21 protein-coding genes and 1 pseudogene are annotated in these 22,424 nt (G+C 74.0%); 12 read left to right on the top strand and 10 right to left on the bottom strand.

The window, feature by feature from the left end:
- Positions 1 to 68: 68 nt before the first annotated feature.
- Together ACF1BN_RS07185 and ACF1BN_RS07180 are read right to left on the bottom strand one after the other, a co-directional pair.
- Complete coding sequence (locus ACF1BN_RS07185; protein ID WP_376606190.1) at positions 69 to 752, bottom strand: GNAT family N-acetyltransferase; 684 nt, start codon at positions 750 to 752, stop codon at positions 69 to 71.
- Between the two features lie 287 nt (positions 753 to 1,039).
- On the bottom strand, positions 1,040 to 1,741 hold the full coding sequence (locus ACF1BN_RS07180) for a ribonuclease H (protein WP_392330576.1): 702 nt from the start codon (positions 1,739 to 1,741) through the stop codon (positions 1,040 to 1,042).
- 178 nt (positions 1,742 to 1,919) lie between these two features.
- Between ACF1BN_RS07180 and ACF1BN_RS07175 the strand changes: the two genes are divergently transcribed.
- Positions 1,920 to 2,540, top strand: coding sequence for a hypothetical protein (locus ACF1BN_RS07175; protein ID WP_392330575.1), 621 nt, complete (start codon positions 1,920 to 1,922; stop codon positions 2,538 to 2,540).
- A 232-nt stretch (positions 2,541 to 2,772) separates the two neighbouring features.
- Positions 2,773 to 3,942 (top strand): YncE family protein, encoded by a 1,170-nt coding sequence (locus ACF1BN_RS07170; protein ID WP_392330574.1) that lies wholly within the window; start codon positions 2,773 to 2,775, stop codon positions 3,940 to 3,942.
- Positions 3,943 to 4,102: 160 nt separating this feature from the next.
- Here the strand turns inward: ACF1BN_RS07170 and ACF1BN_RS07165 are convergent, their stop codons facing one another.
- Positions 4,103 to 4,957 carry a class I SAM-dependent methyltransferase gene (locus tag ACF1BN_RS07165; protein WP_392330573.1) on the bottom strand — a complete coding sequence of 285 codons (855 nt, stop codon included), beginning with the start codon at positions 4,955 to 4,957 and terminating at the stop codon, positions 4,103 to 4,105.
- 161 nt (positions 4,958 to 5,118) lie between these two features.
- Between ACF1BN_RS07165 and ACF1BN_RS07160 the strand changes: the two genes are divergently transcribed.
- Positions 5,119 to 5,718: a TetR family transcriptional regulator gene (locus tag ACF1BN_RS07160; protein WP_392330572.1), complete on the top strand. Its 600-nt coding sequence runs from the start codon at positions 5,119 to 5,121 to the stop codon at positions 5,716 to 5,718.
- Between the two features lie 79 nt (positions 5,719 to 5,797).
- Here the strand turns inward: ACF1BN_RS07160 and ACF1BN_RS07155 are convergent, their stop codons facing one another.
- On the bottom strand, positions 5,798 to 7,381 hold the full coding sequence (locus ACF1BN_RS07155) for an aspartate:alanine exchanger family transporter (protein ID WP_392330571.1): 1,584 nt from the start codon (positions 7,379 to 7,381) through the stop codon (positions 5,798 to 5,800).
- A gap of 57 nt (positions 7,382 to 7,438) precedes the next feature.
- Here ACF1BN_RS07155 and ACF1BN_RS07150 point away from each other — a divergent pair, with 57 nt between their 5' ends.
- Positions 7,439 to 8,806, top strand: coding sequence for an NAD(P)/FAD-dependent oxidoreductase (locus ACF1BN_RS07150; RefSeq protein WP_392330570.1), 1,368 nt, complete (start codon positions 7,439 to 7,441; stop codon positions 8,804 to 8,806).
- Positions 8,807 to 8,941: 135 nt separating this feature from the next.
- On the opposite strand, the gene ACF1BN_RS07145 is transcribed toward ACF1BN_RS07150, so the two are convergent.
- Positions 8,942 to 9,730, bottom strand: coding sequence for a L,D-transpeptidase family protein (locus tag ACF1BN_RS07145; protein WP_392330569.1), 789 nt, complete (start codon positions 9,728 to 9,730; stop codon positions 8,942 to 8,944).
- A gap of 154 nt (positions 9,731 to 9,884) precedes the next feature.
- Between ACF1BN_RS07145 and ACF1BN_RS07140 the strand changes: the two genes are divergently transcribed.
- From ACF1BN_RS07140 to ACF1BN_RS07130, 3 genes are read left to right on the top strand one after another with little or no spacing between them, the layout of a single operon-like run.
- Entirely contained in the window at positions 9,885 to 10,373 is a 489-nt protein-coding gene (locus ACF1BN_RS07140) for a GNAT family N-acetyltransferase (RefSeq protein ID WP_392330568.1), read from the top strand.
- 60 nt (positions 10,374 to 10,433) lie between these two features.
- Positions 10,434 to 11,513: a dihydrodipicolinate reductase gene (locus ACF1BN_RS07135; RefSeq protein ID WP_392330567.1), complete on the top strand. Its 1,080-nt coding sequence runs from the start codon at positions 10,434 to 10,436 to the stop codon at positions 11,511 to 11,513.
- Complete coding sequence (locus ACF1BN_RS07130) at positions 11,510 to 11,998, top strand: carboxymuconolactone decarboxylase family protein (protein WP_392330566.1); 489 nt, start codon at positions 11,510 to 11,512, stop codon at positions 11,996 to 11,998. Before ACF1BN_RS07135 ends, ACF1BN_RS07130 begins: the two co-directional genes overlap by 4 nt.
- A gap of 75 nt (positions 11,999 to 12,073) precedes the next feature.
- Here ACF1BN_RS07130 and ACF1BN_RS07125 read toward each other — a convergent pair whose 3' ends face one another.
- Complete coding sequence (locus tag ACF1BN_RS07125) at positions 12,074 to 13,723, bottom strand: GMC oxidoreductase (protein ID WP_392330565.1); 1,650 nt, start codon at positions 13,721 to 13,723, stop codon at positions 12,074 to 12,076.
- 246 nt (positions 13,724 to 13,969) lie between these two features.
- Between ACF1BN_RS07125 and ACF1BN_RS07120 the strand changes: the two are divergent.
- Positions 13,970 to 14,059, top strand: a pseudogene (locus ACF1BN_RS07120) (hypothetical protein); the annotation flags it as partial.
- A 48-nt stretch (positions 14,060 to 14,107) separates the two neighbouring features.
- Here the strand turns inward: ACF1BN_RS07120 and ACF1BN_RS07115 are convergent.
- Positions 14,108 to 14,389 carry a hypothetical protein gene (locus ACF1BN_RS07115; RefSeq protein WP_392330564.1) on the bottom strand — a complete coding sequence of 94 codons (282 nt, stop codon included), beginning with the start codon at positions 14,387 to 14,389 and terminating at the stop codon, positions 14,108 to 14,110.
- A gap of 135 nt (positions 14,390 to 14,524) precedes the next feature.
- Positions 14,525 to 15,634, bottom strand: coding sequence for an asparaginase (locus ACF1BN_RS07110; protein WP_392330563.1), 1,110 nt, complete (start codon positions 15,632 to 15,634; stop codon positions 14,525 to 14,527).
- Positions 15,635 to 15,764: 130 nt separating this feature from the next.
- Here ACF1BN_RS07110 and ACF1BN_RS07105 point away from each other — a divergent pair, with 130 nt between their 5' ends.
- From ACF1BN_RS07105 to ACF1BN_RS07090, 4 genes are all read left to right on the top strand, one after another.
- On the top strand, positions 15,765 to 16,229 hold the full coding sequence (locus tag ACF1BN_RS07105; RefSeq protein WP_376603324.1) for an Lrp/AsnC family transcriptional regulator: 465 nt from the start codon (positions 15,765 to 15,767) through the stop codon (positions 16,227 to 16,229).
- A gap of 200 nt (positions 16,230 to 16,429) precedes the next feature.
- Positions 16,430 to 17,230 carry an endonuclease I family protein gene (locus ACF1BN_RS07100; protein ID WP_392330562.1) on the top strand — a complete coding sequence of 267 codons (801 nt, stop codon included), beginning with the start codon at positions 16,430 to 16,432 and terminating at the stop codon, positions 17,228 to 17,230.
- 89 nt (positions 17,231 to 17,319) lie between these two features.
- Positions 17,320 to 18,594 carry a VWA domain-containing protein gene (locus ACF1BN_RS07095; RefSeq protein ID WP_392330561.1) on the top strand — a complete coding sequence of 425 codons (1,275 nt, stop codon included), beginning with the start codon at positions 17,320 to 17,322 and terminating at the stop codon, positions 18,592 to 18,594.
- A complete protein-coding gene (locus ACF1BN_RS07090) occupies positions 18,594 to 19,415 on the top strand; it encodes a hypothetical protein (protein WP_392330560.1) in 822 nt (273 codons plus the stop codon). The genes ACF1BN_RS07095 and ACF1BN_RS07090 overlap by 1 nt, the downstream gene beginning before the upstream one ends.
- Positions 19,416 to 19,485: 70 nt before the next feature.
- Here the strand turns inward: ACF1BN_RS07090 and ACF1BN_RS07085 are convergent, their stop codons facing one another.
- The gene (locus tag ACF1BN_RS07085; RefSeq protein ID WP_392330559.1) at positions 19,486 to 19,965 is read right to left on the bottom strand and encodes a (2Fe-2S)-binding protein; all 480 of its coding nucleotides are present in this window, start codon (positions 19,963 to 19,965) and stop codon (positions 19,486 to 19,488) included.
- 32 nt (positions 19,966 to 19,997) lie between these two features.
- Entirely contained in the window at positions 19,998 to 22,361 is a 2,364-nt protein-coding gene (locus ACF1BN_RS07080) for a molybdopterin cofactor-binding domain-containing protein (RefSeq protein ID WP_392330558.1), read from the bottom strand.
- Positions 22,362 to 22,424 lie beyond the last annotated feature (63 nt).

Here is a 22,424-nt window from a genome sequence, read left to right as displayed (position 1 = left end):
ACACCCCACCGCGCCGCCCGCAGAGCGGGCGGCGCGGGTCCGGTCCGGTCAGGCCGGGTCCGGTCGGGTCAAGCCGGGAGGAGGTCCTGGAGGACCCGGCTCCGGCGGGGAGCACTGAGCCGCAACTCGATGATGTCCCGCACGGTGGGCCATTCCTCGTCGAGGATCGAGTAGAAGGCCGTGTCCCGGACGGCGCCGTCGAGGCCGCGCGAGTGCGCCCTGCGGGTGCCCTCGCAGGTGGCGCCGAGGCGTTCGATGGCGACCCGCGAGCGGGTGTTGCGGGCGTCGGCGCGGAAGGTGATCCGGCGGACGCCCCAGCTCTCGAAGGCGTGGCGGAGCATGAGCAGCTTGGCCTCGGTGTTGACGCCGGTGCCCCGGGCGTCGCCCGCGATCCAGGTGTTGCCGATCTCGGCGGCGTCGGGGATCGCGGTGAGCGGATCCCCGTGGGGATGGCCCGGGGTCGGGGGCCACACCAGCGGCCCCCGCCAGTAGTCGAGTTCGAGGAAGCGTGTGGAGCCGATCACCCGGTCGTCGGCGGTACTGACCAGGGCGAAGGGCAGACAGCGCCCGGCGGCCTGTTCGGCCAGGGCGCGGGCGATGTAGTCGAGCGCGGATTCCAGGCCGTCGGGCACGGGAGTGAAGGCGTAGGCCGATCGGTCCGCCTCGCCGGCCCGCGCAAGGGCTTCGGCGTGCCGCATCGCCAGCGGCTCCAGGCGCACGGAGCGCCCGGTCAGGAGAACAGGTACTGGCACGGAACCTCGGGTCTTTCACGGGCAGGGGTCACTTCCGTCACGACGCTGTGCGCCGGAAGTGAAGGGGGGAATCTCGCCGGGTGCCGATTCACGTCGAGAGACGTCGGATGAGCAGGCAAAACGGTTCGTCACCAGGTGCGAGGAGGAACAGTATGCAGCCACAACAGCTCTGAGAACAGAACCTCGGGAGAACCTGGATCCACGCTCGGGTGAAGCCTCGCGGAGGGGTGCGGAAGGCGGTCTCAGGGGGCGGACAGCGTCGCCCGCCCCTCGGACGTCGTCAGCGCTCAGACGCAGGTGGGATGCCCCCAGCCCTCCGCGTTCTTGGCGATGTTCTCCCCCTTGTCATAGGCACGCCCACACCGGCAGCGGCCCGGAAACTTGGCCTTCAGGGTGCCGCCGGACGGGCGACTCCGGCGGGCCCCGGAGGCCCCGGATCCACCCGGCGCGGAGGCGCGGTTCCGGGGCGCGCGGGGCGCGGAGGAGCGTGCGGACGCCGGCTCGGGATCGGGAAGCGCCGAACCGGCGTCCGAGCCCAGCGGCTCCTGGGTGCGGGCGCTGTGACTGGCGGCCCGGTCGGCGGCGTCGTTGAGGGGGTCGCCGTCGGCCTGGTGCGCGGGGGTGTAGACGAAGTCGACGTCCCGGCCGGTGAGCAGGGCGTCGATCCGGACGACGAGGTCCTTGTTGGCGACCGGGGTTCCGGCGGCGGTCTTCCAGCCCTTGCGGCGCCAGCCGGGGAGCCAGGTGGTGACGGCCTTCATGGCGTACTGGGAGTCCATCCGGATCTCCGCGGGCGCCGCGGGATCCAGGGTCTCCAGAAGCCTTTCCAGGGCAGTGAGTTCGGCCACGTTGTTGGTGGCGCGGCCCAGCGGGCCCGCCTCCCAGCGGTCGACGGTGCCGTCCGCCCGGCCGATGACCCAGGCCCAGGCGGCGGGGCCGGGATTTCCCTTGGACGCGCCGTCGCAGGCGGCGATGATCTTTTCGAGCATCCCTCGATCCTGACACGGGCGGGGGTGTGCCCGGGGCCGTCCGGGGGGCGCCCGCCGGGCCGCCCGGCCGGGTGACGGCGGGCTCCCCGCGCCACGGGGTGTCGGTGCTTCCCCGTAGACTCGCCGTCTGCCCGCCGGTGCCCGGCACCGACTCAGCTGACAGGAAGCGACGGACCCCATGAACCACGCGGACGGCACCGCACCGATCTACGCCCAGCTCATACGGGAGCGGGGGGACGTTCCCGGTGACGTGCGCCAGACCGCGGAGGACGTGCTGCGGGACCTGAGCCGGTACATCAAGCTTCCCCCGGCCGCGCCGCAGCAGCAGCCGATGGGGGTCGGAGCACCCCCGGGCATGCCCGGGATGCCAGGCGCGCAGGGGATGCACGGCCAGCAGCCCGGCCAGCCGGGGATGCACGGCCAGCCCGGCATGCCGGGCCAGCACGGGATGCCGGGCCAGCCGGGCATGCAGGGGCAGCCGGGCATGGGTCAGCCGGGCATGGGCCGGCCGGGGATGCCGGGCCAGCAAGGCATGGGCCAGCCGGGGATGCAGAACCCCGGGATGCAGGGCGGGCAGCCGGGCATGCAGGGCGGGCAGCCCGGGATGCAGGGCCAGGGGCTTCCGGGGGTTCCCGGTCAGCCGGTGCCCGGACAGCCGGGTCCGACCGGTCCCGCCGCGCTGCCGGGTCCCGCGGGCCTGCAGGGCGCCGGTCCGGTCCCGGGTCAGGGCCAGGGCCAGGGCGGCCCGGGCGGGCCCCACGCCGGAATCGTCGCGATGCGGTCGCTGCCGCAGGGCTGAGCCGGACCGGTGGGCCGGCGGCCACCGCCGCCCGGCCGGGACCGGCCGCGGACCCGGCGCTTCCGGTGCGGTGCGCCGGGTCATCCGATCGGTGGACCCCCGGGTCCACCGATGGGCTCGGGGGCCGTGGACGGGCGGGCGAGGGGGCGGGGCCCGGGGCGCCGGAGGATCGGAGTACGGGAGGGGCCGTTCGCGCGGTGTCCTCCTCCTGTCCCGTACCGAGGAGCCCGAGATGACGAAGATCCGCCGCCCGTCCCGTACCGCTCGCGCGCTGCTGCCCGCGGCCGTCGCCGTGGTCCTGGTGTCGGGATGCGCCCAGGCCGAAGAGGCTCCCGCCGCCGCCGCGCAGACGGGTCCCACGGCCACCGTCACTCCCCCGCCGTCCACCGGTCCCGCGCCGTCGGGAACGGCCTCCGGCGGTGCCGGACCGACGGCCGGGACGCTGCTCGTCAGCGACTTCGGGTCGGACACCGTGACGTTCGTGGACCCGGAGCGCGGGGCGACCGGCTCCGTGAAGGCGGGGACGGCGCCGTACGGAATGGCCCTCGGGAAGGACGGGCGGGCCTGGGTCGCGACCGCCGAGGGCGTCGCCGTCGTGGACACCACCGCCCGGAAGCGGCTGGCCCTCGTCCCGTACCGCACGGACACCGGACCGGCGACCACCGGCGAGTACCGGGGCGGCGGCATGGGCATCGCCCTGTCGCCCGACGGGAAGCGGGTGTACGTGGGGGTGAACGTCCCCGGCGGCGAGGGCGCCCTGGAGGTGATCGACACCGCGTCCCTCGAGGTCGTGGAGGTCGTGGGCGTGGGCCGGCGGCCCTTCGACGTGGACGTGAGCCGGGACGGCTCCGCCGTGTACGCGACGAACCACGACTCCTTCGACGTGACGGTCGTCGACACGGACTCGCTCGACGTCCGGCGCGTCGAGGTCGCCCCGTACGGCACGGAGGGCGGGCTCGGCTCCTGGCTGAAGCCGCACTACACCGCCGTCCGTCCGTCGGACGGGAAGCTGCTGCTGCCGTTCGAGGGCGAGCGGCTCGCCGTCGTCGACCCGGCGAGCGGGCGGGTCGAGATCGAGTCCATGACCGCGAACACCCACCAGCACGGGGCCGCTGTCACGCCCGACGGCACGCTCTTCGCCGTCGGCACCGGGCCGATCGACCCGAGCGAGGACCGGGGCCCCTCACTGACCGTGCGGTCGCCCGAGGGCGTCGAGCGGGTGTACCCGCTCGACGGTCCGCACGAGGACGTGGCCGTGTCGAAGGACGGCAGGACCGCCTATGTGACCGGCGGCTTCACGCGGGACGGGTACTGGGACGGCCTGAGCGTCGTCGATCTCGCCTCGGGTGAGGTGAAGCGCCTCGCGGCCGGCTCCCGGCCGCTCGGCGTCGTCGTCCTCTAGTCCTCCAGTCCTCTGGGCCTCTGGGCCTCTGGGCCTCTGGGCCTCCAGTCCTTTGGTCCTCTGGTCCGCGCGCTCCACCCCCCGCGTGCCGCTTCCCGCCCTCCGGTCGCCGCCCCACCGGTCGGCGTCCTTCCGCTCGCCGCCGGCGTCCTGGCGTGGGTCAGGGCCGCTCCGCCGTCACCAGCCACGCCGTGCTCAGCAGCCGGACCGTGCCGTCGCCCGTCTCGTGGGCCCGGAGGTGCTCGGTGAGGGCGGCGCGGGCGCGGGCCCGCGCGGGCTCGTCGGCGCCGTCCATCAGGTGCCGGCCGGGGCCGGTGGCCAGCAAGAAGTCCGCCGCGTCGGCCGCGTCCCGGCCCCAGGTGCCGTACGCCCGGGTCTCCTCGATCACGACGCCGGCGAAGCCGGCGGCGGCCAGGACGGCCCGCACGCGGTCGGGGGCGGCGAGGGAGAACATGCCCGGCAGACCCGCTCGCCCGAAGTCCCCGACGGGGAGGATGCCGCGCAGCGAGGTCATGGCGGTCACCCAGTCGTTGCGCTCCGGGTCGGAGGGGCAGACGAGGGCGAGGCGCCCGCCGGGGCGCAGGGCCCGGCCGATGTTCCCGAAGGCGGCCTCGGGGTCGGTGAAGAACATGGCGCCGTACCGGCTGATCGCCGCGTCGAACGGACCCTCGGCGCTCTGCCCGAAGGGGTGGGTCTGGGCGTCGCCCCGGGTGAAGGTGACGTTGCGGATGCCGTGGGCCGCGGCGCGTGCGCGGGCCTCGGCGAGCATCGGCCCGGAGAGGTCGAGGCCGAGGGCGTGGCCGTGCGGGGCGCGGAGGGCGGCGAGCCGGGTGGTGTGGCCGGCGCCGCAGCCGATGTCGAGGGTGCGGTGTCCGTCGGCGATGCCGGCGGCGTCGAGCAGCGGGGTGTTGAAGCCGTCGTTGACGGCGTTCCAGCGGTCCTGGTGGCGGGCCCAGTGGGCGCCCTCGGGGCCGTTCCACGCCTGGTCCTGATCGGTGTTGACGATGGTGGTCACGATGTCCTCCGTGGACGGGCGGGGCTGGGGCAGGGGCGAAAACTCGAATGGGCGCGTGCCCATTCTCTGTCGGACCACAGTATGGGCGCGTGCCCATTCGGGCAATCCCGATTACGATCGCTCCGTCGGACGGGCTGGGTACGAGGGGAGGCGGCAGGCTCATGTCACCGCGTGGAGTGACGACGCCGGACGTGCGCGAGCGGCTGTTCGCGGCGGCCGAGCGCGTCGTGGAGAGGGACGGGCCCGGCGCGCTGACCAGCCGCGCCGTGACCACCGAGGCGGGCTGCGCGAAGGGGCTGCTGCACACCCACTTCGCGGGGTTCGACGAGTTCGTGGCCGAGCTGTGCCTCGACCGCTTCGCCCGTACGGCCGTGAAGGCGCGGGCGCTGGCCGGGCAGGCGGGCCGGGGCACGGTCGCGGGGAACCTCGACACCGTCGTGCTCGCCCTCTTCGACTCGGGCGGCCCGGCCGTCTCCGGCCTCGCCATGGCCCGCCCCGCCGCCGCGCTCCGGGTCCGCGAGGCGCTGGAGGCCGGTGCCCCGGGCTTCGCGGCGGTCGAGGAGGCCGTAGCCGGCTATCTGGAGGCCGAGCGCGGACTCGGCCGCGTCCCGTCGACCGTCGACCCGGCCGTCGTGGCCCTCGCCCTGGTCGGCACGGGCCATCACCTGCTGATGACCACGTGGCCGGACTCCCCCGACCCCCGCCCCGCGCTGCGGCGGCTGATCACCGCCCTGGTCGGCGAGGGCCTCGGGGGGAACTGACCCGCGCCCTCGGGCCTGTCGTCGGACTCCCTTCCGACGACAGGCCCGAGGCCCGGAGGGGCGGAGGGCGCGCCCGGGGTCAGAGGCCGACGATGAGCTGGATGCAGACGATCTTCACCAGGATGGCGAGGGCGAAGAGGGTGGCGTAGCCGGTGTTGACCCGGCTGTCGGAGACCCTGCTGTTGGCGTACGCGGTGATCGCGGGATTGCCGACGTACCCGGCGAGCAGGCCCATCGTGCGGGGGCGGCTCTGGCCGAGGAGCCGGCAGACCAGGACCATCAGGGCGTAGCTGAGGACCGCGCCGACGAACAGGACCGCGAGGAGCTTCAGGCCGAAGAGGGAGAAGGCGTCGCGGCGGAAGGCGTAGCCGGAGGTCAGGCCGACGCAGGCGAGGAAGACGAGCAGGCCGATCTGGCGCAGGGTCAGGTTGGCGCGGGTCGGCAGGACCCAGACGAGGGGGCCGGTGCGGCGGAGCCGGCCGAGGACCATCGCCATGACGAGGGGGCCGGCCGCGGTGCCGAGGGAGAGGACCGTCGAGCCCAGGGTGAGCTTCGGGATGCCGATGAGGAAGCCGGCGGCGAGGCCGAGGCCCATGCTCACCGCGCTGACCTCGCTGACCTTGGCCTCCGTGTCGCCCAGGTAGGCGGAGACCTCGGCGGAGCGCTCGCGGGGCATGGCCACACGGATCCGGTCGTCGAGCTGGAGCACCAGGTCGCCGTGGGCGAGGAGTTCCTGGTCCCCGCGGCGGACCCGGGTCGCGCGGGCGCCGAAGCGGTCGGCGAGGCCGAGTTCGGCGACCGTACGGGCGGCGAGGTCGGGGTTGGTGAGCAGGATGCGGCGGTAGTCGACGACATCGCGGTGGTGGAGGAGGTGCTCGGGCGCCTCGGTGCCGAGCGCGGCGACGCCGGCGGCGACCGCCTCGGGGCCGCCGACGAGGACGAGGGCGTCGCCGGGGGCGAGCGGGCCGGGATCGCCGGTGACGATGTGCACGACGGAGCCGGCCGGGCGGTGGGCGCTGGCGAGGAGTTCGCCGGAGGCGACACCGGGGACGTCGGCCCAGCGGGCGGGCCCGGTGACGTCCACCGTACGGCTGACGAGCCGGTCGGGGAGGCCGGTGCCCGGGTCCCGGCGGCCGGGCCAGTTCCGCACGCCCGCGACGGCCGCCACGAAAAGGATGGTGAGAACGACGGCGAGGGGGTAGCCGATGGCATAACCGGTGGCGGCCTGGGACGGGTCGCCGGAGGCGGCCTGGGCGGCCGCGAGACCAGGGGTGGTGGTGCCGATGCCCGCGTAACCGCCGGCCAGGAAGGGGCCGGAGATGCCGAACAGTCCGTGACCGACGAGCCCGACGGCGAGGGCCGTGAGGACCAGGGCGACGACGGCGCCGAGCATCACGGCCAGCTGGGGCCGCAGCTCCCGGAAGAAGGCCGGTCCGGCCTCCAGGCCCACCGTGTAGACGTAGAGCGCCAGGCCTAGGACCGGGAGACCGGCGGGGACGGCGGGCCCCACGTCCGGGTCCAGGGCGCCGACCAGCAGTCCGACGAAGAGGACTCCGGCCGCGCCGAGCTTCACGGGACCGAAGCGGACCATGCCGAAGAGCGATCCCGCCGCAATGACGATAAAAAGGGTGAACCACGGATAGTCAGCGAAAAATTGCCACATGTGCCTATGCAGTCATAGGCGAAGGCACTTTGCACGCTCATAGGGAAGGCGGCAAGCGTGACGCGACCGAGGATCCTCGTGGTGGGCGCCGGCTTCGCCGGCGTGGGCTGTGTCAGGCGGCTCGAACGGCGGCTCACCGAGCGGGAGGCGCACATCACGCTGCTCTCGCCCTTCTCGTACCAGCTCTACCTGCCGCTGCTCCCGCAGGTGGCGGCCGGCGTCCTGACGCCGCAGTCGGTGGCGCTGTCGCTGCGCCGCAGCCAGAAGCACCGGACGCGGATCGTGCCGGGCGGCGCGGTCGGCGTGGACACGGCGGCGAAGGCCGTGGTGGTGCGGACGATCACCGGCGAGTTCGACGTGGAGCCGTACGACCATCTGGTGCTCGCCCCCGGCAGCGTCACCCGGACCTTCGACATCCCCGGACTCGCCGACCACGCCCGCGGCATGAAGACGCTGGCCGAGGCGGTCTACGTCCGGGACCACGTCATCGCCCAGCTCGACCTGGCGGACGCGAGCGACGACGACGCCGAACGGGCCGCACGGCTCCAGTTCGTGGTGGTCGGCGGCGGGTACGCGGGGACCGAGACGGCCGCCTGCCTCCAGCTGCTCACCCACAACGCCGTCAAGCGGTACCCCCGGATCGACCCGGCGCTCATCAAGTGGCATCTGGTGGACATCGCGCCGAAGCTGATGCCCGAGCTCGGCGACAAGCTCGGCGCGGCCGCCATGGACATCCTCACCAAGCGGGGCATCCAGGTCTCGCTCGGGGTGTCGGTGGCGTCGGTGGACGACGAGGCGGTCACCCTGACGGACGGCCGGGTGCTGCCCTGCCGCACGCTGATCTGGACGGCCGGCGTGGCCGCGAGCCCGCTCGTGGCCACGGTCGGCGCGGAGACCGTGCGCGGCCGGCTGGTGGCGACGCCGGAGATGCGGGTGCCCGGGGTCGAGGGCGTGTGGGCACTCGGCGACGCCGCGGCGGTGCCCGACCTGGCGAAGGGCGAGGAGGGCGCGATCTGCCCGCCGACCGCGCAGCACGCGATGCGCCAGGGCAAGGCGCTCGCCGACAATCTGGTGGCGACGCTGCGGGGCGAGGAGCTGCGCCCGTACACCCACAAGGACCTGGGCCTGGTGGTGGACCTGGGCGGGATGGACGGGGTGTCGAAGCCGCTCGGCGTCGAACTGCACGGGCCCGCCGCGCAGGCGGTGGCGCGCGGCTACCACTGGGCGGCGCTGCGGACCAACGTGGCCAAGACCCGGGTGATGACGAACTGGCTGCTGAACGCGGTGGCCGGGGACGACTACGTCCGGACCGGGTTCCTCGCCTCGAAGGCGGGGACGCTGCGGGACTTCGAGTACACCGAGGCTTATCTGACCCCGGATCAGGTACGGCTGCACACCGGGCCGTTCCGGGGAGCGGTCGGCTGATCCCGCTCCCCGGGGCCGGGTCGGCGGGCGGTCGGCAGCGCTGCCCGGACCGGGGGCGGCGGGCGGTCGCCACCGCTCCCCGGGCCGATCGCGCACCCCGCGCCGCGGCACTGCCCGGCCCGCGAACTCCGCTGCTCAGCGCGCGAGTTCGCGGGCCGGTCCCATGACGACGACGGGTTCGGCCGCCGGGTCGAGGGCGAGCAGGAGGGTGCGCAGGTCGTCGCGGCCGAGAGCGACGCACGCATGAGTGGGGCCGCCGTGGTCGACGTGGATCCAGACGCCGCCGCCCTTGCCCGCCCCGAGCGGCCGCTCCTTGTCGAGCGGGGTGCGGCCGGGGACGCGGTTGTAGTCGATGGCGATGACGTGGTCGAAGGAGCCTTCGAGGGGTTCGCCGAGGAAACCGGTGCCGCTGATGGCGAATTCGGGGTCCTCGTCGTACGGGATCCGGGCGCCGGGGTCGGGCAGGCGTCCGCCGGCGTCGCCGATGCGGTAGACGCCGATGGGGGTGCGCAGGTCACCGGCCGAGTGGTCGCCGGTCCAGCCCTTGAGGGCGTTGTGCGCGGGCCAGGGCCCCGCTGCCTCGTACCACCGGCCGCCGGAGGCACGCTGGTGGAGGGTGACGACGGCGGTGTTGCTGTTCTCGGTGGCGCCGGTGACGACGAGGGCCTGGGTGGTGCCGTCGGGGACGCGGGCCTGGGTGAGGGGGCCGAGGCCGGGGATCCGCGGGGGTGCGGCGGGTCGGGCGTCGGTGGCCGCGGCGTTCCCGTCCGGGGTGCGTGACGCGGAGGGCTTCGCGACGGCGGACGCGGACGGCGGGGGCGGGGCGGGCGCTTCGGGGTGCGCGCAGCCGGTGAGCAGCAGGGCCGCGCACAGGGTGCCGGCGCCGAGGAACGCGGGGGCGCCCTTGCGGACGAAGGCGGGCATGGGAAGGCATCCTCCTGGCCGGGGGCAGTGGAGCGATCCGTACCCGTTCGGCGGGCGGCGCTGCGCGGCGGGGCCGTGGCCCACCCGTACGGAGGAGCCGGCGGCGTCGCGGAACGCGGTTGACCGCCGCGCGCGGGTGCGGTGAGGTGCCGGGATGAGCGAAGTCGAGGGGTACGGGGAGCCGCGGGTGGTCCCGGCGGTGTCCGAACGGGAGCTGGCCGACTGGCGGGCGGTGCACAACGCGATCGTTCCGACGGCGGTGCTGTCGGAGGAGCAGGTGCGGGAGCGAGCCGGACGGAACCGGCTGGAGGTGGCGTATCTGGGCGGGGTGGCGGTGGGCTGCTCCACCGTGCGGCCGCCGGACGCGGAGACGCCGGCGGCTACCGTGATCGCGCGGATCCTGCCGGAGCACCGCCGGCGGGGCTACGGGACGCTGCTGTACGAGCGGGGGCTCGGGCACGCCCGGACGCTGAGCGACGCGGGGGTGGAGACGGTGGTCCTGGCGTCGAACGAGGAGGGGCTGCGGTTCGCCCTCGCGCGGGGCTTCACGGAGGTGGAGCGGTATGTGCTGCCGGGTGACACGATCCCGTTCGTGACCCTGCGGCTCGGCCGTCCCTCCGTACCGGGGAAGGAATCTGACTGAACGTCAGATCAGAGTGTCGCGGGTCTGGGAACCTCGCTCCCCCGGCGCTACCCTCCGCGCATGATACGGACGGTGGTGTGGGGAACCGGAAATGTCGGGCGGGCGGCGATCAGGGCCGTGGACGCCCATCCCGGGCTCGAACTCTCGGCGGTGCTCGTCGCCGACCCGGCGAAGGTCGGCCGGGACGCGGGGGCGCTCGCGGGGCTCGGGCACAACCTCGGTGTGGCCGCGACCGACGACGTCGGCGCGGTCCTCGGGGAGCGGCCGGGGGCCGTGGTGTACGCGGCCTCCGGCGACGTGCGGCCGGACGGGGCCCTGGAGGACGTGGTGCGCGCGGTCGCGGCGGGGGCGGTGGTCGTGACGCCGTCGCTGTACCCGCTGTACGACCCGCGCAACGCGCCTCCGGAGTTCCGCGATCCGGTGCTGGCGGCGGTCGCCGAGGGCGGCGGGTCGCTCTTCACCTCGGGGGTGGACCCCGGGTGGGGCAACGACGTGCTGCCGCTGCTGGTCAGCGGACTCGGCACGACCGTGGACGCGATCCGCTGCCAGGAGATCTTCGACTACTCGACGTACGAGCAGGAGTTCTCCGTGCGTGAGCTGATCGGGATGGGCAAGCCGCTCGACCACGAGCCTCCGATGCTCTTCCCCACGGTCCCGACGATGGTGTGGGGCGGTCAGATCCGGCTGATGGCGCGGGCGCTCGGTGCCGAACTGGACGAGATCCGCGAGACGGTGGACCGGCGGCCGCTCGAAACGACCGTGAAGACGCGGACGATGGGCGTCTTCGAGGAAGGCACGCAGGGCGCGGTCCGCTTCGAGGTGCAGGGGATCGTCGGCGGCGAGCCGCGGATCGTGATCGAGCACGTGACCCGGATCCACCCGTCCTGCGCGCCGGACTGGCCGGCGCCGCCGGACGGCGCCGGGGCGCACCGGGTGATCGTCGAGGGCCGGCCGCGCATCGAGGTGACGGTGGCCGCCACCGACGAGGACGAGAACCGGGCGGCCGGCGGGAACGCCACGGCGGTCGGGCGTCTGGTCGGGGCGATCGAGTGGCTGGCCGCGGCGGAGCCGGGGCTCTACGACGCGCTGGACGTGCCGATACGCCCGGCGGCGGGCAAGCTGGGAAGGAGCGCACGATGATCATCGACATTCCCCAGGGGCAGGAGCCGATCGGGTACGTGTGGGGCGACATGGTCCCGGGGATCGGGATGGCGGCGGCGAACTTCTCGCTGTCGGTGTACGCCCACACGACCCTGGGGCTGCGCGAGTTCGAGGCCGCGCGGCTGCGGATCGCGCAGATCAACGGCTGCCGCTTCTGCCTGGACTGGCGGACGGACCGGGACGGCGAGAAGGTCGAGGAGGGCTTCGACGCGGTGGTCGCGGCCTGGCGGACGACGGAGGTGTCCGACTCCTTCAACGCCCGGACGCGTCTCGCCGCGGAGTACGCGGAGCGGTACGCGCTCGACCACCACGGCCTGGACGAGGAGTTCTGGGAGCGGATGACCGCGCACTACAGCCAGACGGAGATCGTGGAGCTGACGATGAGCCTGGGCTCGTGGCTGGCCTTCGGCCGGCTGAACCGGGTGCTGGGCCTCGACGAGGTGTGCGTGCTGCCGACGGGCTGACGGCCCGGAGTGCGGGTGCCGGTAAGGGCCGGCCGGTTCTCGGACCGGCCGGCCCTGGCGCGTTCCGGGGCACGCTCAGAAGTCCTCGGCGATGATGCGCTCGATGTTGCGCTCGGCGAGGGCGGTGATGGTGACGAAGGGGTTGACGCTGGCGTTGCCGGGGATGAGGGAGCCGTCGATGACGTAGAGGCCCTGGTAGCCGTGGAGGCGGCCGTGGTTGTCGGTGGCGCGGTCGAGGACGGCGCCGCCCAGCGGGTGGTAGGTGAGGTGGTCGCCCCAGATCTTGTAGGCGCCGAAGAGGTCGGTGCGGTAGATCGTCCCCTCCTTGGAGTTGATCTTGTCGAAGATGGACTTCGCCATGTCGATGGAGGTCTGCTTCCAGGCGCGGTTCCAACTGAGGTCGACCTTGCCGGTGGCCGGGTTCCAGGTGAACTCGGCGCGGTGCGGGGTGCGGGTGATGGAGAGGTAGAAGGAGGCGTAGGTCTCGATGCCGGTGGGCAGCGGGGCGACCTCCGCGAAGGCCCCGCCGGCGTCCCAGTTGTCGATGCCCGCGGTGGGCATGGCGGACTGGAGCTTCCCGGTGGCGTCCCACATGTGGTTGGCCCGGCCGCACATGACGTTGCCGTTGTCGCCCCAGCCCTTGCCGATGTGCTCGTTGAGGGCGGGCAGGGCTCCGGTGGCCTTGAGGCGGGTGAGGAGCTTGCTGGTGCCGACGCTGCCCGCGGCGAAGAAGACGCGGTCGGCGCGGACGGTCTTGGTGGCGAGGGTGGCGCCGGTGGTGTCGATCTGCTCGATGGCGACGGTGTAGCCGCCGGCGGCGGCCGGGGTGACCGACGTGACGCGGTGGAGGGCGGAGACGGTGACCCGGCCGGTGGCCGCGGCCTGGGCGAGGTAGGTCTTCTGGAGGCTCTTCTTGCCGTGGTTGTTGCCGTAGATGACCTCGCCGGCCAGGGCCGACTTCGGTACGGTTCCGGCCGCCTCCTGCTTCATGTAGTCCCAGTCGTAGACGTTGGGCACGAAGAGGAAGGGGAAGCCGGAGCGCTGGGCGTGCTTGCGGCCCACGCGGGCGTACTGGTAGGCGGGCGTGCTCTCCCACCAGGAAACGTCCACGCCGGTGACGCCCAGGCCCGCGTTGGCGCGCGGGTAGTAGGTGGCGTACATCTCGGCCGGGTCGACGGTGGGGAGGATCGCCGGGAAGCGCTCGCGGAGCGGGGTGACGGCCATGCCGCCGTTGACGAGCGAGCCGCCGCCGATGCCGCGGCCCTGGTAGACGGTGATGCCGGCGAACTCCTCGGCGTCGAGGATGCCGGTGTGGCGGGGCACGTCCTTGTCGAGGGGGAAGCCGAGGAACTGGCTCAGCGGCTGCTTGGTTCGGGTGCGCAGCCAGAAGGAGCGGTAGTCGGGTTTGGTGGTGTTGGCGAAGACATTGCCGTCGGGGCCGGTGGTGTCCCACGCCATGCCCATCTCGATCATGTGGACGTCGACGCCGGCACGTGCGAGGCGGAGGGCGGCGACGGAGCCGCCGTACCCGGTGCCGACGACGAGGGCGCGGACGTGGGAGCCGTCGGGGATGGGACAGACGTCGAGGCCCGGGACCGCGGCGCGGGCCGGGGTGGCGAGGCCGCCGGCGAGAGCGGCGGCGCCGAGAACAGAACCTGTTCCGGTCAGGAAGCGGCGGCGACTGACTCCGTGAATTCCCTGGGCGGACAGGGGGCGTTCACTCATGTGATCTTCCTCACTCGTGAGCGAATGGGAACACGTTCTACGACCGCACGCCGAGGAAGTCACGAGAAACCGACGGGTAACTTCAGGCCGAAGAGGCGCTCTTGATCGCCCCGGCGACATACGCGGCGTGCCCGCGCGCCGCGGGCGGCTCGTCCACCCGGGAGCCGTACTCCCCCGCCGTACTCCCCCGCCGGGCACCGCTCCCGGGCCGCCGCGAGCACGGGCCGGTGCTCCGGCACGCGGAACGTGCCGCTCACCCCGGCCCGCGTCCTCACCCCCCTGCGGGACGGTCGGATCCGCGCGAAGCACGAGGCCGCCGCGGCGCTCCTTCCGGAGCTTCCCGCGGCGGGGCGTCGTCGGCGCGGCCGTCGCCGGCGCGGGCCGTCACGACGAGCGGGCCAGGTCGGGGCAGGGCGCGGGGGCGGGAGTGAGGCCGGCCTCGAAGTCGTCGCGCGGCCACTCGCCGCAGAGGTACGCGCGGACCGGCGGGTACCGCCGGGGGCGGACCTCGGCGTGGGCGGCCAGGCTCAGCTCGACGGGCCGCGCGGGTCCGTCACCGCACCCGGAGCGGCGCGGGGGTGCCGGGCGGTCTCCGGCGGGGGCGCCGCACGGTCGGGTGCGCCGGGGTGCTTTCGGCTCGGCGGGGGGCCGGGTCGTTTCCGGCACGACGGAAGCGCCGGGTCGTTTCCGGCTCGGCGGGGACGCCGGGTCGCTTCCGGCACGGCGAAAGCGCCGGGTCGTTTCCGGCTCGCGGGCGGAGGAGGGGGAAGTCGACGCCCGCGAGCCGGTGATCAGGGAAAGTCAGGCGCGGGCCGGGACGGGGGCGGCCTCGCGGGAGGTGCCGGTGGCGAGGGTGGGCTCGTCGCGGACCGGGCCTTCGAGGAGGCGGCGAAGGAGGGCGGTGCGGCGGGCCGGGTCGTCGCCGTCCGTCTCGGCGAGCAGGGCCGCGAGGACGGCGATGCGGGCCTGGCCGGCCCGGAGGGTGCCGGTGAGGAGGCCGCCCGCCGCGACCAGGTCGACGGCTCCGCCGCCGGTGTAGATCTCGGCGAGCGGGCCGGCCGGGACGCGGGTGGTGACGGCGACGAGGACGCCCCTGGCGGTGGCCTCGGCGACGGCCTCGGCGATCTCCGGGGTGGCGTTGCCCGCGCCGGTGGCGACCAGGACGATGCCGCGGGCCCCGGCGGCGAGGGCGGCGTCGAAGTGCAGCCGGTCGCCGTCGGTGTGGTGGAAGACGACGTCCACCCGGGGCAGTCCGGCGCGGCCGGTGGTGTCCGGGTCGGCGGTGCGGGCGGCGGCGGGCAGCGGGAGGACGGCCGGGCGGTCGGGCAGGCGGTCGACGTCGACGCGGGAGAAGCCCACGCGGCCCAGCCGGTCGGCCGAGGGGTCGGCGAAGGCGTCGGCGGCGAGGGTCCGGGTCTTCACCGTGCCGCGGGCGGCGTGGACGCGCCCGTCGAAGACGACGAGGACGCCGAGGTCGCGGACGGTGGCGGCGACCTGGAGGGCGTCGTACAGGTTGCCGGGGCCGTCGCCGTCGCCGGTGCCGAAGGGGCGCTGGGCGCCGGTGAGGACGACCGGGCGGGGGTCGGCGTGGTGGAGGTCCAGGAGGAAGGCGGTCTCCTCCAGGGTGTCGGTGCCGTGGGTGACGACGACGCCGTCGACGCCGGGGTCCGCCAGCGTCTCGTGGACCGTGCGGAGCAGCGCGAGCTGGTGGGCCGCGGTGAGGAGCGAGCTGTTGACGTTGAACAGGTCGCGGACCTCGACGGTCACGCCCTCGGGGAGCGGGGCGGTGGCGAGGACGTCGTCGCCGGAGGCGTCGGCCGCGTAACCGGTGCCCTGCCAGCGGCTGGCGATGGTGCCGCCGGTGCTGATGACGACGATCCGGCGCGGGGTTCCGTCGTTCGTCCGCTGCATGGCCGTCGCCTCCCTGGCTTCCACGGGTCCGGCGTTTCCGTGACCCAGCCCGCAACGGTAGGCCAACAGGGGGAGCATGCGATTGCGAAGGTAGTGGCAGAAATGTTTCAGCTTGGCAGATAATTGCGCCATGGACCGAATCGATCTCCACATCTTGCGCGAGCTCCAGCAGGACGGCCGGCTGAGCAACCAGGAACTGGCCCAGCGGGTCGGCCTGAGCCCCTCCCCCTGTCTGCGCCGGGTGCGCCAGCTGGAGCAGGACGGGGTGATCAGGGGCTACCGCGCGGTGATCGACCCGGAGGCGGTGGGGCGCGGCTTCGAGGTGCTGGTCTCGGTCGAGGTGAAGCGGGACCGGGAGACGGTGGAGGCGTTCGAGGAGGCGCTCCAGTCGATCCCGGACGTGATCGAGGCGTACCGGCTGTTCGGCAGCCCCGGCTGCCTGCTGCGGATCGCGGTGGCGGACCTGTCCGCGTACGAGCGGCTGTGGATCGAACAGCTGACGGCCCTGGCCGGGGTCACCGAGGTGAACTCGCAGATCATCATGAAGCGGATCAAGGAGCCGAAGGGGATGCCGGTGGACCTCCGGGGCAGCTGAGGCGGAAGGGACGCGATCCGCGCGCCCGCGGTGGCCGTGTATGCGAGAACGTCACCGAATGGCTCTTTGTCCGTAACACGACAAGCACCTCCCCCGTGCCACTCTCCCGGATGACACGCAGTCAACACGCGTAGAGCGCCGCTCCCCCGAGCCGCGGGGACGGCGCCCGCCCGCGTGCCGTCCCCCGGAAAGGGCCCCCCATGTCGGTTGCTCGGATACGCGGTTGGAAGGTCTGGGCGGCGGTCTCCGCCGCCGTCGTCGGACTCACCCTCCCCGCGGTCACGGCGTCCCCCGCCGCCGCCACCACGAACGCCTACGACTCCACGTACTACAAGAACGCGATCGGCAAGACCGGCGCGAGCCTCAAGTCCGCGCTGCACACCATCATCAGCGACCAGGACAAGATCTCCTACGACGCGGTCTGGAACGCCCTCAAGACCCTCGACCAGGACCCCAACAACTCCTCCAACGTCGTGCTCCTGTACAGCGGCGTCTCCCGCAGCAAGAGCCTCAACGGCGGCGCCGTCGGCAACTGGAACCGCGAGCACACCTGGGCCCAGTCGCACGGGAACTTCGGCACCTCCGCCGGCCCCGGCACCGACCTGCACCACCTGCGCGCCTGCGACGTGCAGGTGAACAGCACCCGCGGCAACAAGGACTTCGACAACGGCGGCAGCCCGGTGAGCGGCGCCCCCGGCAGCTACACCGACTCCAACTCCTTCGAGCCGCGCGCCGCCGACAAGGGCGACGTGGCCCGCATGATCCTCTACATGGCCGTGCGGTACGAGGGCGGCGACGGCTGGCCGAACCTGGAGGCCAACGAGTCGACCTCCAACGGCAGCGTGCCCTACCACGGCCGGCTCTCGGTCCTGAAGCAGTGGAACGAGCAGGACCCGCCGAGCGCCTTCGAGGAGCGCCGCAACGACCTCGTGCACTCCACCTACCAGGGCAACCGCAACCCGTTCATCGACCACCCCGAGTGGGTCGAGGCGATCTGGTAACCCGTCAGGACCGCCCGGCCGGCTGCCCGCTCGGCGGGGAGCCGGCCCCCGGTTTTGGTTTGTCGGAGGATCATCAATACGATCCGCCGATGATCACGAGAAAACGGCTGGCGACCGGGGCCTGTGCGCTGCTCGTCGCCCTGACCGCCGCGCTGCTCCCCACGAGTGCGTCCGCCGACGGGCCGGCGGACGACGAATCCCCCAAGGTCGAGCTCGTCCTCGACGTCAGCGGCTCGATGCGCGCCAAGGACATCGACGGCAAGTCCCGGATGAGCGCGGCCAAGCAGGCCTTCAACGAGGTCCTGGACGCGGTGCCCGAGGAGGTCCGGCTCGGCATCCGCACCCTGGGCGCCGACTATCCGGGCAACGACCGCGCGCGCGGCTGCAAGGACACCCGGGCGCTGTACCCGGTCGGTCCGCTCGACCGCACCGAGGCCAAGACCGCCGTCGCCACCCTCGCCCCCACCGGGTGGACCCCGATCGGCCCGGCGTTGCGCGGCGCCGCCAAGGACCTCGGCACCGACAGGGCGACCAAGCGGATCGTCCTCATCACCGACGGCGAGGACACCTGCGGGATCGACCCGTGCCAGATCGCCCGGGAGATCGCCGACCAGGGCATCAACCTCGTGATCGACACCCTCGGCCTGGTGCCCAACGCCAAGACCAGGCAGCAGCTGTCGTGCATCGCGGAGGCCACCGGAGGCACGTACACCTCCGTGCACCGCACCGAGGACCTCTCCCGGCGCGTCCGGCAGCTCGTGGACCGCGCGGCCGACCCGGTCGTCACCCCGGTCGCCACCGAGGGCACCGGGCAGTGCGCGGACGCCCCGCAGCTCAAGGCCGGCCTCTACACCGACCGCCAGAGCTTCGGCGAGCACCGCTGGTACAAGGTCGACCTGCTGCCCGGCCAGGAACTCCGCGCCTCCGTCAGCGTCTCCGCCGACCGGGCCGTGAACGACGACTACGGCGTGCTGCTGCGGGCCGTCACCCAGTACGGCCGCGAGATCGTGCGCGGCTCCGAGGCCGGGGACGGGCGCACCGACGTCATCTCGACCGGGTTGCGCTACCCGAAGCCCGACCTGGACGACGACGAGGCCGGGGACGCCAAGCCCGCCGCCGAGACCGTCTGCCTCCAGGTCAGCAACTCCTTCTCCGCCCCGCCGTCGGTGAAGACCACGCCCGGCATGCCGATCGAGCTGACCGTGGACGTCGTGGACGGCCCCGCCGACGCCTCGGACGTGGCCTCCTTCGGCCTCGGCCGCGGCTGGTGGCTGCTCGGCGCGCTGGTGCTCGCCGGCTTCCTGGCCGGACTGATCTGGGGCTGGCTGTCCCGCTGGCGCTTCGCCGTCTGGAGGACCCACTGATGCGTACCGCACGGATGCTCGCGGCGGCCGCGCTGGCCGGCACCGCCCTGCTGGGCCCGGCCGCGCCGGGCGCCCTCGCCGACACGCCCACGCCCTCGGCGGCCCCCTCCGCGGGCCCCACGGAGGCCGGCACCACCTTCCGTACCGCCGCCGCTTTCCGGCCGGGCCAGGAGGCCACCGCGCAGGCCTCGACGGGCGACTACCTGTACTGGGTGTTCCCGGCGGACACCGGTGAGCGGCCCACCGTCAGGGCGACCGTGACGCTGCCGAAGAGCAGCCTGCGGCACGGCGCCGCCACCTGGCGGGTGGACGTCTACGACGGGCTGCGGCGCCGTCAGCCGTGCATGTACGGCATGCAGGCCCGTACGGCGCCGAAGGAGACGGGCGCGCTGGAGCTCGCCTGTGTGCTGCGGCCGGTGCGGGCCTCCGCCGACGCCTGGGCGGACGACCCGCTGCCGGGCAGCTACTTCGTGCGGCTGACCGTGACCGGGCTGCCGGAGGAGGACCTGGGGCAGCCGTTCTCGGCGCGCGTCGGCGTGGACGTCTCGGACCGGGGCGGGGCGTACGCCACCGACGGGGCGCTCGCCGCGCCGCTGGTGCCGGGCGCGACCACCGCCGAACTGGCCGAGGCCGAGGAGAAGGCGGGCCGCCGCACCGCGGTGGAGGCCGCCGCGCCCGAGGACGGCTGGTCCTCCGGCTGGTGGTCCGACCGCTGGATCTGGACCGCGGCCGGCGGCGTCCTCGCCGCGCTCGCGGGGATCGGCGGCTATGTCCTGACCAGGGGCTCGGGCCGGCCGTCGCGGGTCCCGCCCGCCGTCTGACCCTCCCTGCCGAGGGCCCCCGCCGCGAGCGCGACGGGGGCCCTCGCGCGTGCCCGGCAGGGTGAGGCCGTCAGGGCATGCGGCGGGCCCCTTCGAGCACCGCCTGCCGGATCCGGTGGTAGGTGCCGCAGCGGCAGATGTTGCGGAGCGCGTCGAGGTCGGCCTCGGTGACCTCGCGGCCGGCCTCCCTGGCCCGGCGGACCACGTCGACGGCCGCCATGATCTGCCCGGGCTGGCAGAAGCCGCACTGGGCGACGTCGAGGTCGAGCCAGGCCTCCTGCATCGGGTGGAGCTCGGCACCGGCCGTCTCGGGCAGGCCCTCGATGGTGGTCACCTCGTCCTCGGGGGCGAGCCGGCCCACGGGGACGGCACAGGGCGTGAACGCCCTGCCGTTGAGGTGGCTCGTACAGGCCCGGCAGACGCCGACCCCGCAGCCGTACTTGGGCCCGGTGACGCCGAGGACGTCCCTGAGGACCCACAGGAGGCGCACGTCGGACTCGACCTCGGCGGTGACGGCCTTGCCGTTCAGGATGAAGGTGTGCTGGGGCACGGAGAACTCCGGGGATCTCGATAGGCCTTGGACTACGGGAGGACGCGGTCGCGGCCGTCGGTCGGGGAGGCGGGCACCGGCGGGACGGCGGGCGGGGGCGTGAAGGTGAGCGGGGCGGTGTGGTTGACCGGGAAGACGGTCGGCATCGTGCCGGTGGCCCGGCCGTAGGCGCCGGCCACGGCCGCCATCGCCGCCGCCACCGCCAGCTCGCCCGCGCCGCCGGGCTTGTCGCCGGTGGGCGGCATGACGACGATCTCCAGCTCGGGCGGGGTGTTCCACTGCCGGGTGTAGTAGTAGTTGTCCCAGCTGGACTCCAGGAAGGCGCCGTCCTCCAGGTGCAGCCCCGAGGTCAGGGCGAGGGCGATGCCGTCGGAGATGCCGCCCATCATCTGCGCCTCCAGGCCGCGCGGGTTGACCGCGAGACCGACGTCGACGGCGCAGACCACCTTGGTGACGCGGGGGCCGGTGTACGCGTCCGGGACCGCGCGCCCGGTGGTCGCGGGCCGGCAGTCGATCTCGGCGAGCACGGCCACGTACGAGTGGTACTCGGGGTGCACGGCGATGCCCTGCGCGGTCCCCGGCGCCATCGGCCGGCCCCACCGCCCGAGCTGGGCGACCTTGTCCAGGACGGCGCGCGCCCGGGACTCCTTCATCAGGCGGCGGCGCAGGTCGTAGGCGTCCTCGCCCAGCCGGCGGGCCAGTTCGTCGACGACGAGTTCCTGCGCCGTGCGCACGTCGGGCGAGTAGATGTTCCGCATCGAGCCGGTGTTGTAGCCCTTGTCCGTCTCGGACAGGAGCTGGGTGGTGACGCCGAGGTGGTAGGGGCTGATCTGGGTGAGCTGGAACATCGTCTGGGAGAAGGCGGCATCGGCGACCGGCAGCCGGGCCGCCTCCGCCGTCAGCACCTCCCCGATGCCGTGCCCGAAGTCGGTCGCCACCGAGGTGTGCCGCTGCTCGTACGTCAGCACCTCGCCGAGCGAGTAGGTGGCGCGGACCCGCGAGGTCGACATGGGGTGGGTACGGCCCTGCCGGAAGTCGTCGGTGCGGTGCCACATCAGCTTCACCGGCTTGCCGAGCTTCCGGGAGATCTCGACGGCCTCGTGGACGGCGTCGTGGAAGAGCTTGCGGCCGAAGGAACCGCCGCCCTCCGTGACGTGCACCTTCACGGCGGAGACCGGCAGCCCCAGACGGAGCGCGATCTGCTCCTGGGCGACGATCGGGGCCTTGAGGGAGCCCCAGACCTCGGCGGAGCCGGGGCGGACGTCCGCGATGGCGCAGTTGGTCTCCAGGGCGCTGTTGCTCGCGAAGTGGAAGGTGAAGCGGGCGTCGACGGCCTTGGTGAGGAGCGGGAGCGGCGGGACGACGAGCGGGAGTTCGGCCCGGCGCAGCTCGGCGAGGACGGTCGCGTCGGTGGCGTCCTCGGCGGTGCCCGGGCCCCAGTCGACGTCGAGGGCGCGGACGGCGTCGACGCACTGGCCGAAGGTGCGGGCGCGGACGGCGACGCCCGTGGAGACGGTGACGACGTCGGTGACGCCCGGCATGGCCCGCACGGCGTCGAGGTTGGCGACGGAGCGGACGGTGCCGTTGATGGTGGGCGGGCGGCAGATCATGGTGGGCAGGGCGCCCGCCGGCTGGAGGTCCATCGCGAACTTCTTGCGGCCGGTGACGGCGTCGAGCGCGTCGAGCCGGCGGCGGGCGGTGCCGATGACCCGGAAGTCCTCGCGGTCCTTGAGGGCGACGGCGACGGCGGTGTCCGTCACGGCCGCCGCCCGGGCTGCGAGTTCGCCGTAGCCGAGGACCGCGCCGGCCGGGGAGAGGACCGTGCCGGCCTTGGTGGTGAGGGTGGCGACGGCGTCGCCTAGGACGAGGGAGGCGGCGTGCAGGAGCCGGCCCCGGGCGACGGCGGCGGCGACCCGGATCGGGATGTAGGTGGAGACGGTGGTGTTGGAGCCGCCGGTGAGCTGGTTGAAGAGCAGCTCCGGGCGGGCGTCGGCGAGGGTGACCCTCACCTTCTCCAGGGGAAGGTCCAGCTCCTCCGCGATGAGCATGGCGGAGGAGGTGGTGACGCCCTGGCCGACCTCGGCGCGCGGCAGCGCGAAGTGGGCGGTGCCGTCGGGGTCGATCCGGATGGTGATGAGGTGGCTGGTCGGCAGCGCGGCCGTCGTCAACAGGTCGTTGAGGTCGAGGAGTTCGGCCGGACCCGGCAGCGAGGGGACGACCGCCTCCGCGGCCGTCGGGGCGATCGCCTCGGCACCGACCTGGGCGGCGACGGTGAGTGTGGGCGCCGCGAGCACGTAGCCGAGGAAGCGCCGTCGCCCGAGGCGGGGCGGATCGGTCGGCGGGTCCGCGGGCAGGGGGCTCCGGTCGGACGCGCGCGCGGGATGTCGCCTGGCCATGAGGGGTGCCTTTCGACGCTGCCGTACCGGCCCCGAGGGCCCGGTCCTTCTCGGGTGCGGGGG

This window comes from Streptomyces sp. NPDC014861 (assembly GCF_043081625.1).
Taxonomy (GTDB): domain Bacteria; phylum Actinomycetota; class Actinomycetes; order Streptomycetales; family Streptomycetaceae; genus Streptomyces.
The sequence above is the reverse complement of the archived record's forward strand: the minus strand, read 5'-3'. Positions and strand labels throughout refer to the sequence as shown.

Excerpts from the sequence above, each read along its gene's own strand:
- ACF1BN_RS07125 (WP_392330565.1), bottom strand. The coding sequence starts at position 13,723 with ATGAGTGAACGCCCCCTGTCCGCCCAGGGAATTCACGGAGTCAGTCGC.
- ACF1BN_RS07105 (WP_376603324.1), top strand. The coding sequence starts at position 15,765 with ATGGACCGAATCGATCTCCACATCTTGCGCGAGCTCCAGCAGGACGGC.
- ACF1BN_RS07175 (WP_392330575.1), top strand. The coding sequence starts at position 1,920 with ATGAACCACGCGGACGGCACCGCACCGATCTACGCCCAGCTCATACGG.
- ACF1BN_RS07140 (WP_392330568.1), top strand. The coding sequence starts at position 9,885 with ATGAGCGAAGTCGAGGGGTACGGGGAGCCGCGGGTGGTCCCGGCGGTG.
- ACF1BN_RS07090 (WP_392330560.1), top strand. The coding sequence starts at position 18,594 with ATGCGTACCGCACGGATGCTCGCGGCGGCCGCGCTGGCCGGCACCGCC.
- ACF1BN_RS07155 (WP_392330571.1), bottom strand. The coding sequence starts at position 7,381 with ATGTGGCAATTTTTCGCTGACTATCCGTGGTTCACCCTTTTTATCGTC.
- ACF1BN_RS07160 (WP_392330572.1), top strand. The coding sequence starts at position 5,119 with ATGTCACCGCGTGGAGTGACGACGCCGGACGTGCGCGAGCGGCTGTTC.
- ACF1BN_RS07110 (WP_392330563.1), bottom strand. The coding sequence starts at position 15,634 with ATGCAGCGGACGAACGACGGAACCCCGCGCCGGATCGTCGTCATCAGC.
- ACF1BN_RS07130 (WP_392330566.1), top strand. The coding sequence starts at position 11,510 with ATGATCATCGACATTCCCCAGGGGCAGGAGCCGATCGGGTACGTGTGG.
- ACF1BN_RS07170 (WP_392330574.1), top strand. The coding sequence starts at position 2,773 with ATGACGAAGATCCGCCGCCCGTCCCGTACCGCTCGCGCGCTGCTGCCC.
- ACF1BN_RS07145 (WP_392330569.1), bottom strand. The coding sequence starts at position 9,730 with ATGCCCGCCTTCGTCCGCAAGGGCGCCCCCGCGTTCCTCGGCGCCGGC.
- ACF1BN_RS07135 (WP_392330567.1), top strand. The coding sequence starts at position 10,434 with ATGATACGGACGGTGGTGTGGGGAACCGGAAATGTCGGGCGGGCGGCG.
- ACF1BN_RS07080 (WP_392330558.1), bottom strand. The coding sequence starts at position 22,361 with ATGGCCAGGCGACATCCCGCGCGCGCGTCCGACCGGAGCCCCCTGCCC.
- ACF1BN_RS07180 (WP_392330576.1), bottom strand. The coding sequence starts at position 1,741 with ATGCTCGAAAAGATCATCGCCGCCTGCGACGGCGCGTCCAAGGGAAAT.
- ACF1BN_RS07095 (WP_392330561.1), top strand. The coding sequence starts at position 17,320 with ATGATCACGAGAAAACGGCTGGCGACCGGGGCCTGTGCGCTGCTCGTC.
- ACF1BN_RS07100 (WP_392330562.1), top strand. The coding sequence starts at position 16,430 with ATGTCGGTTGCTCGGATACGCGGTTGGAAGGTCTGGGCGGCGGTCTCC.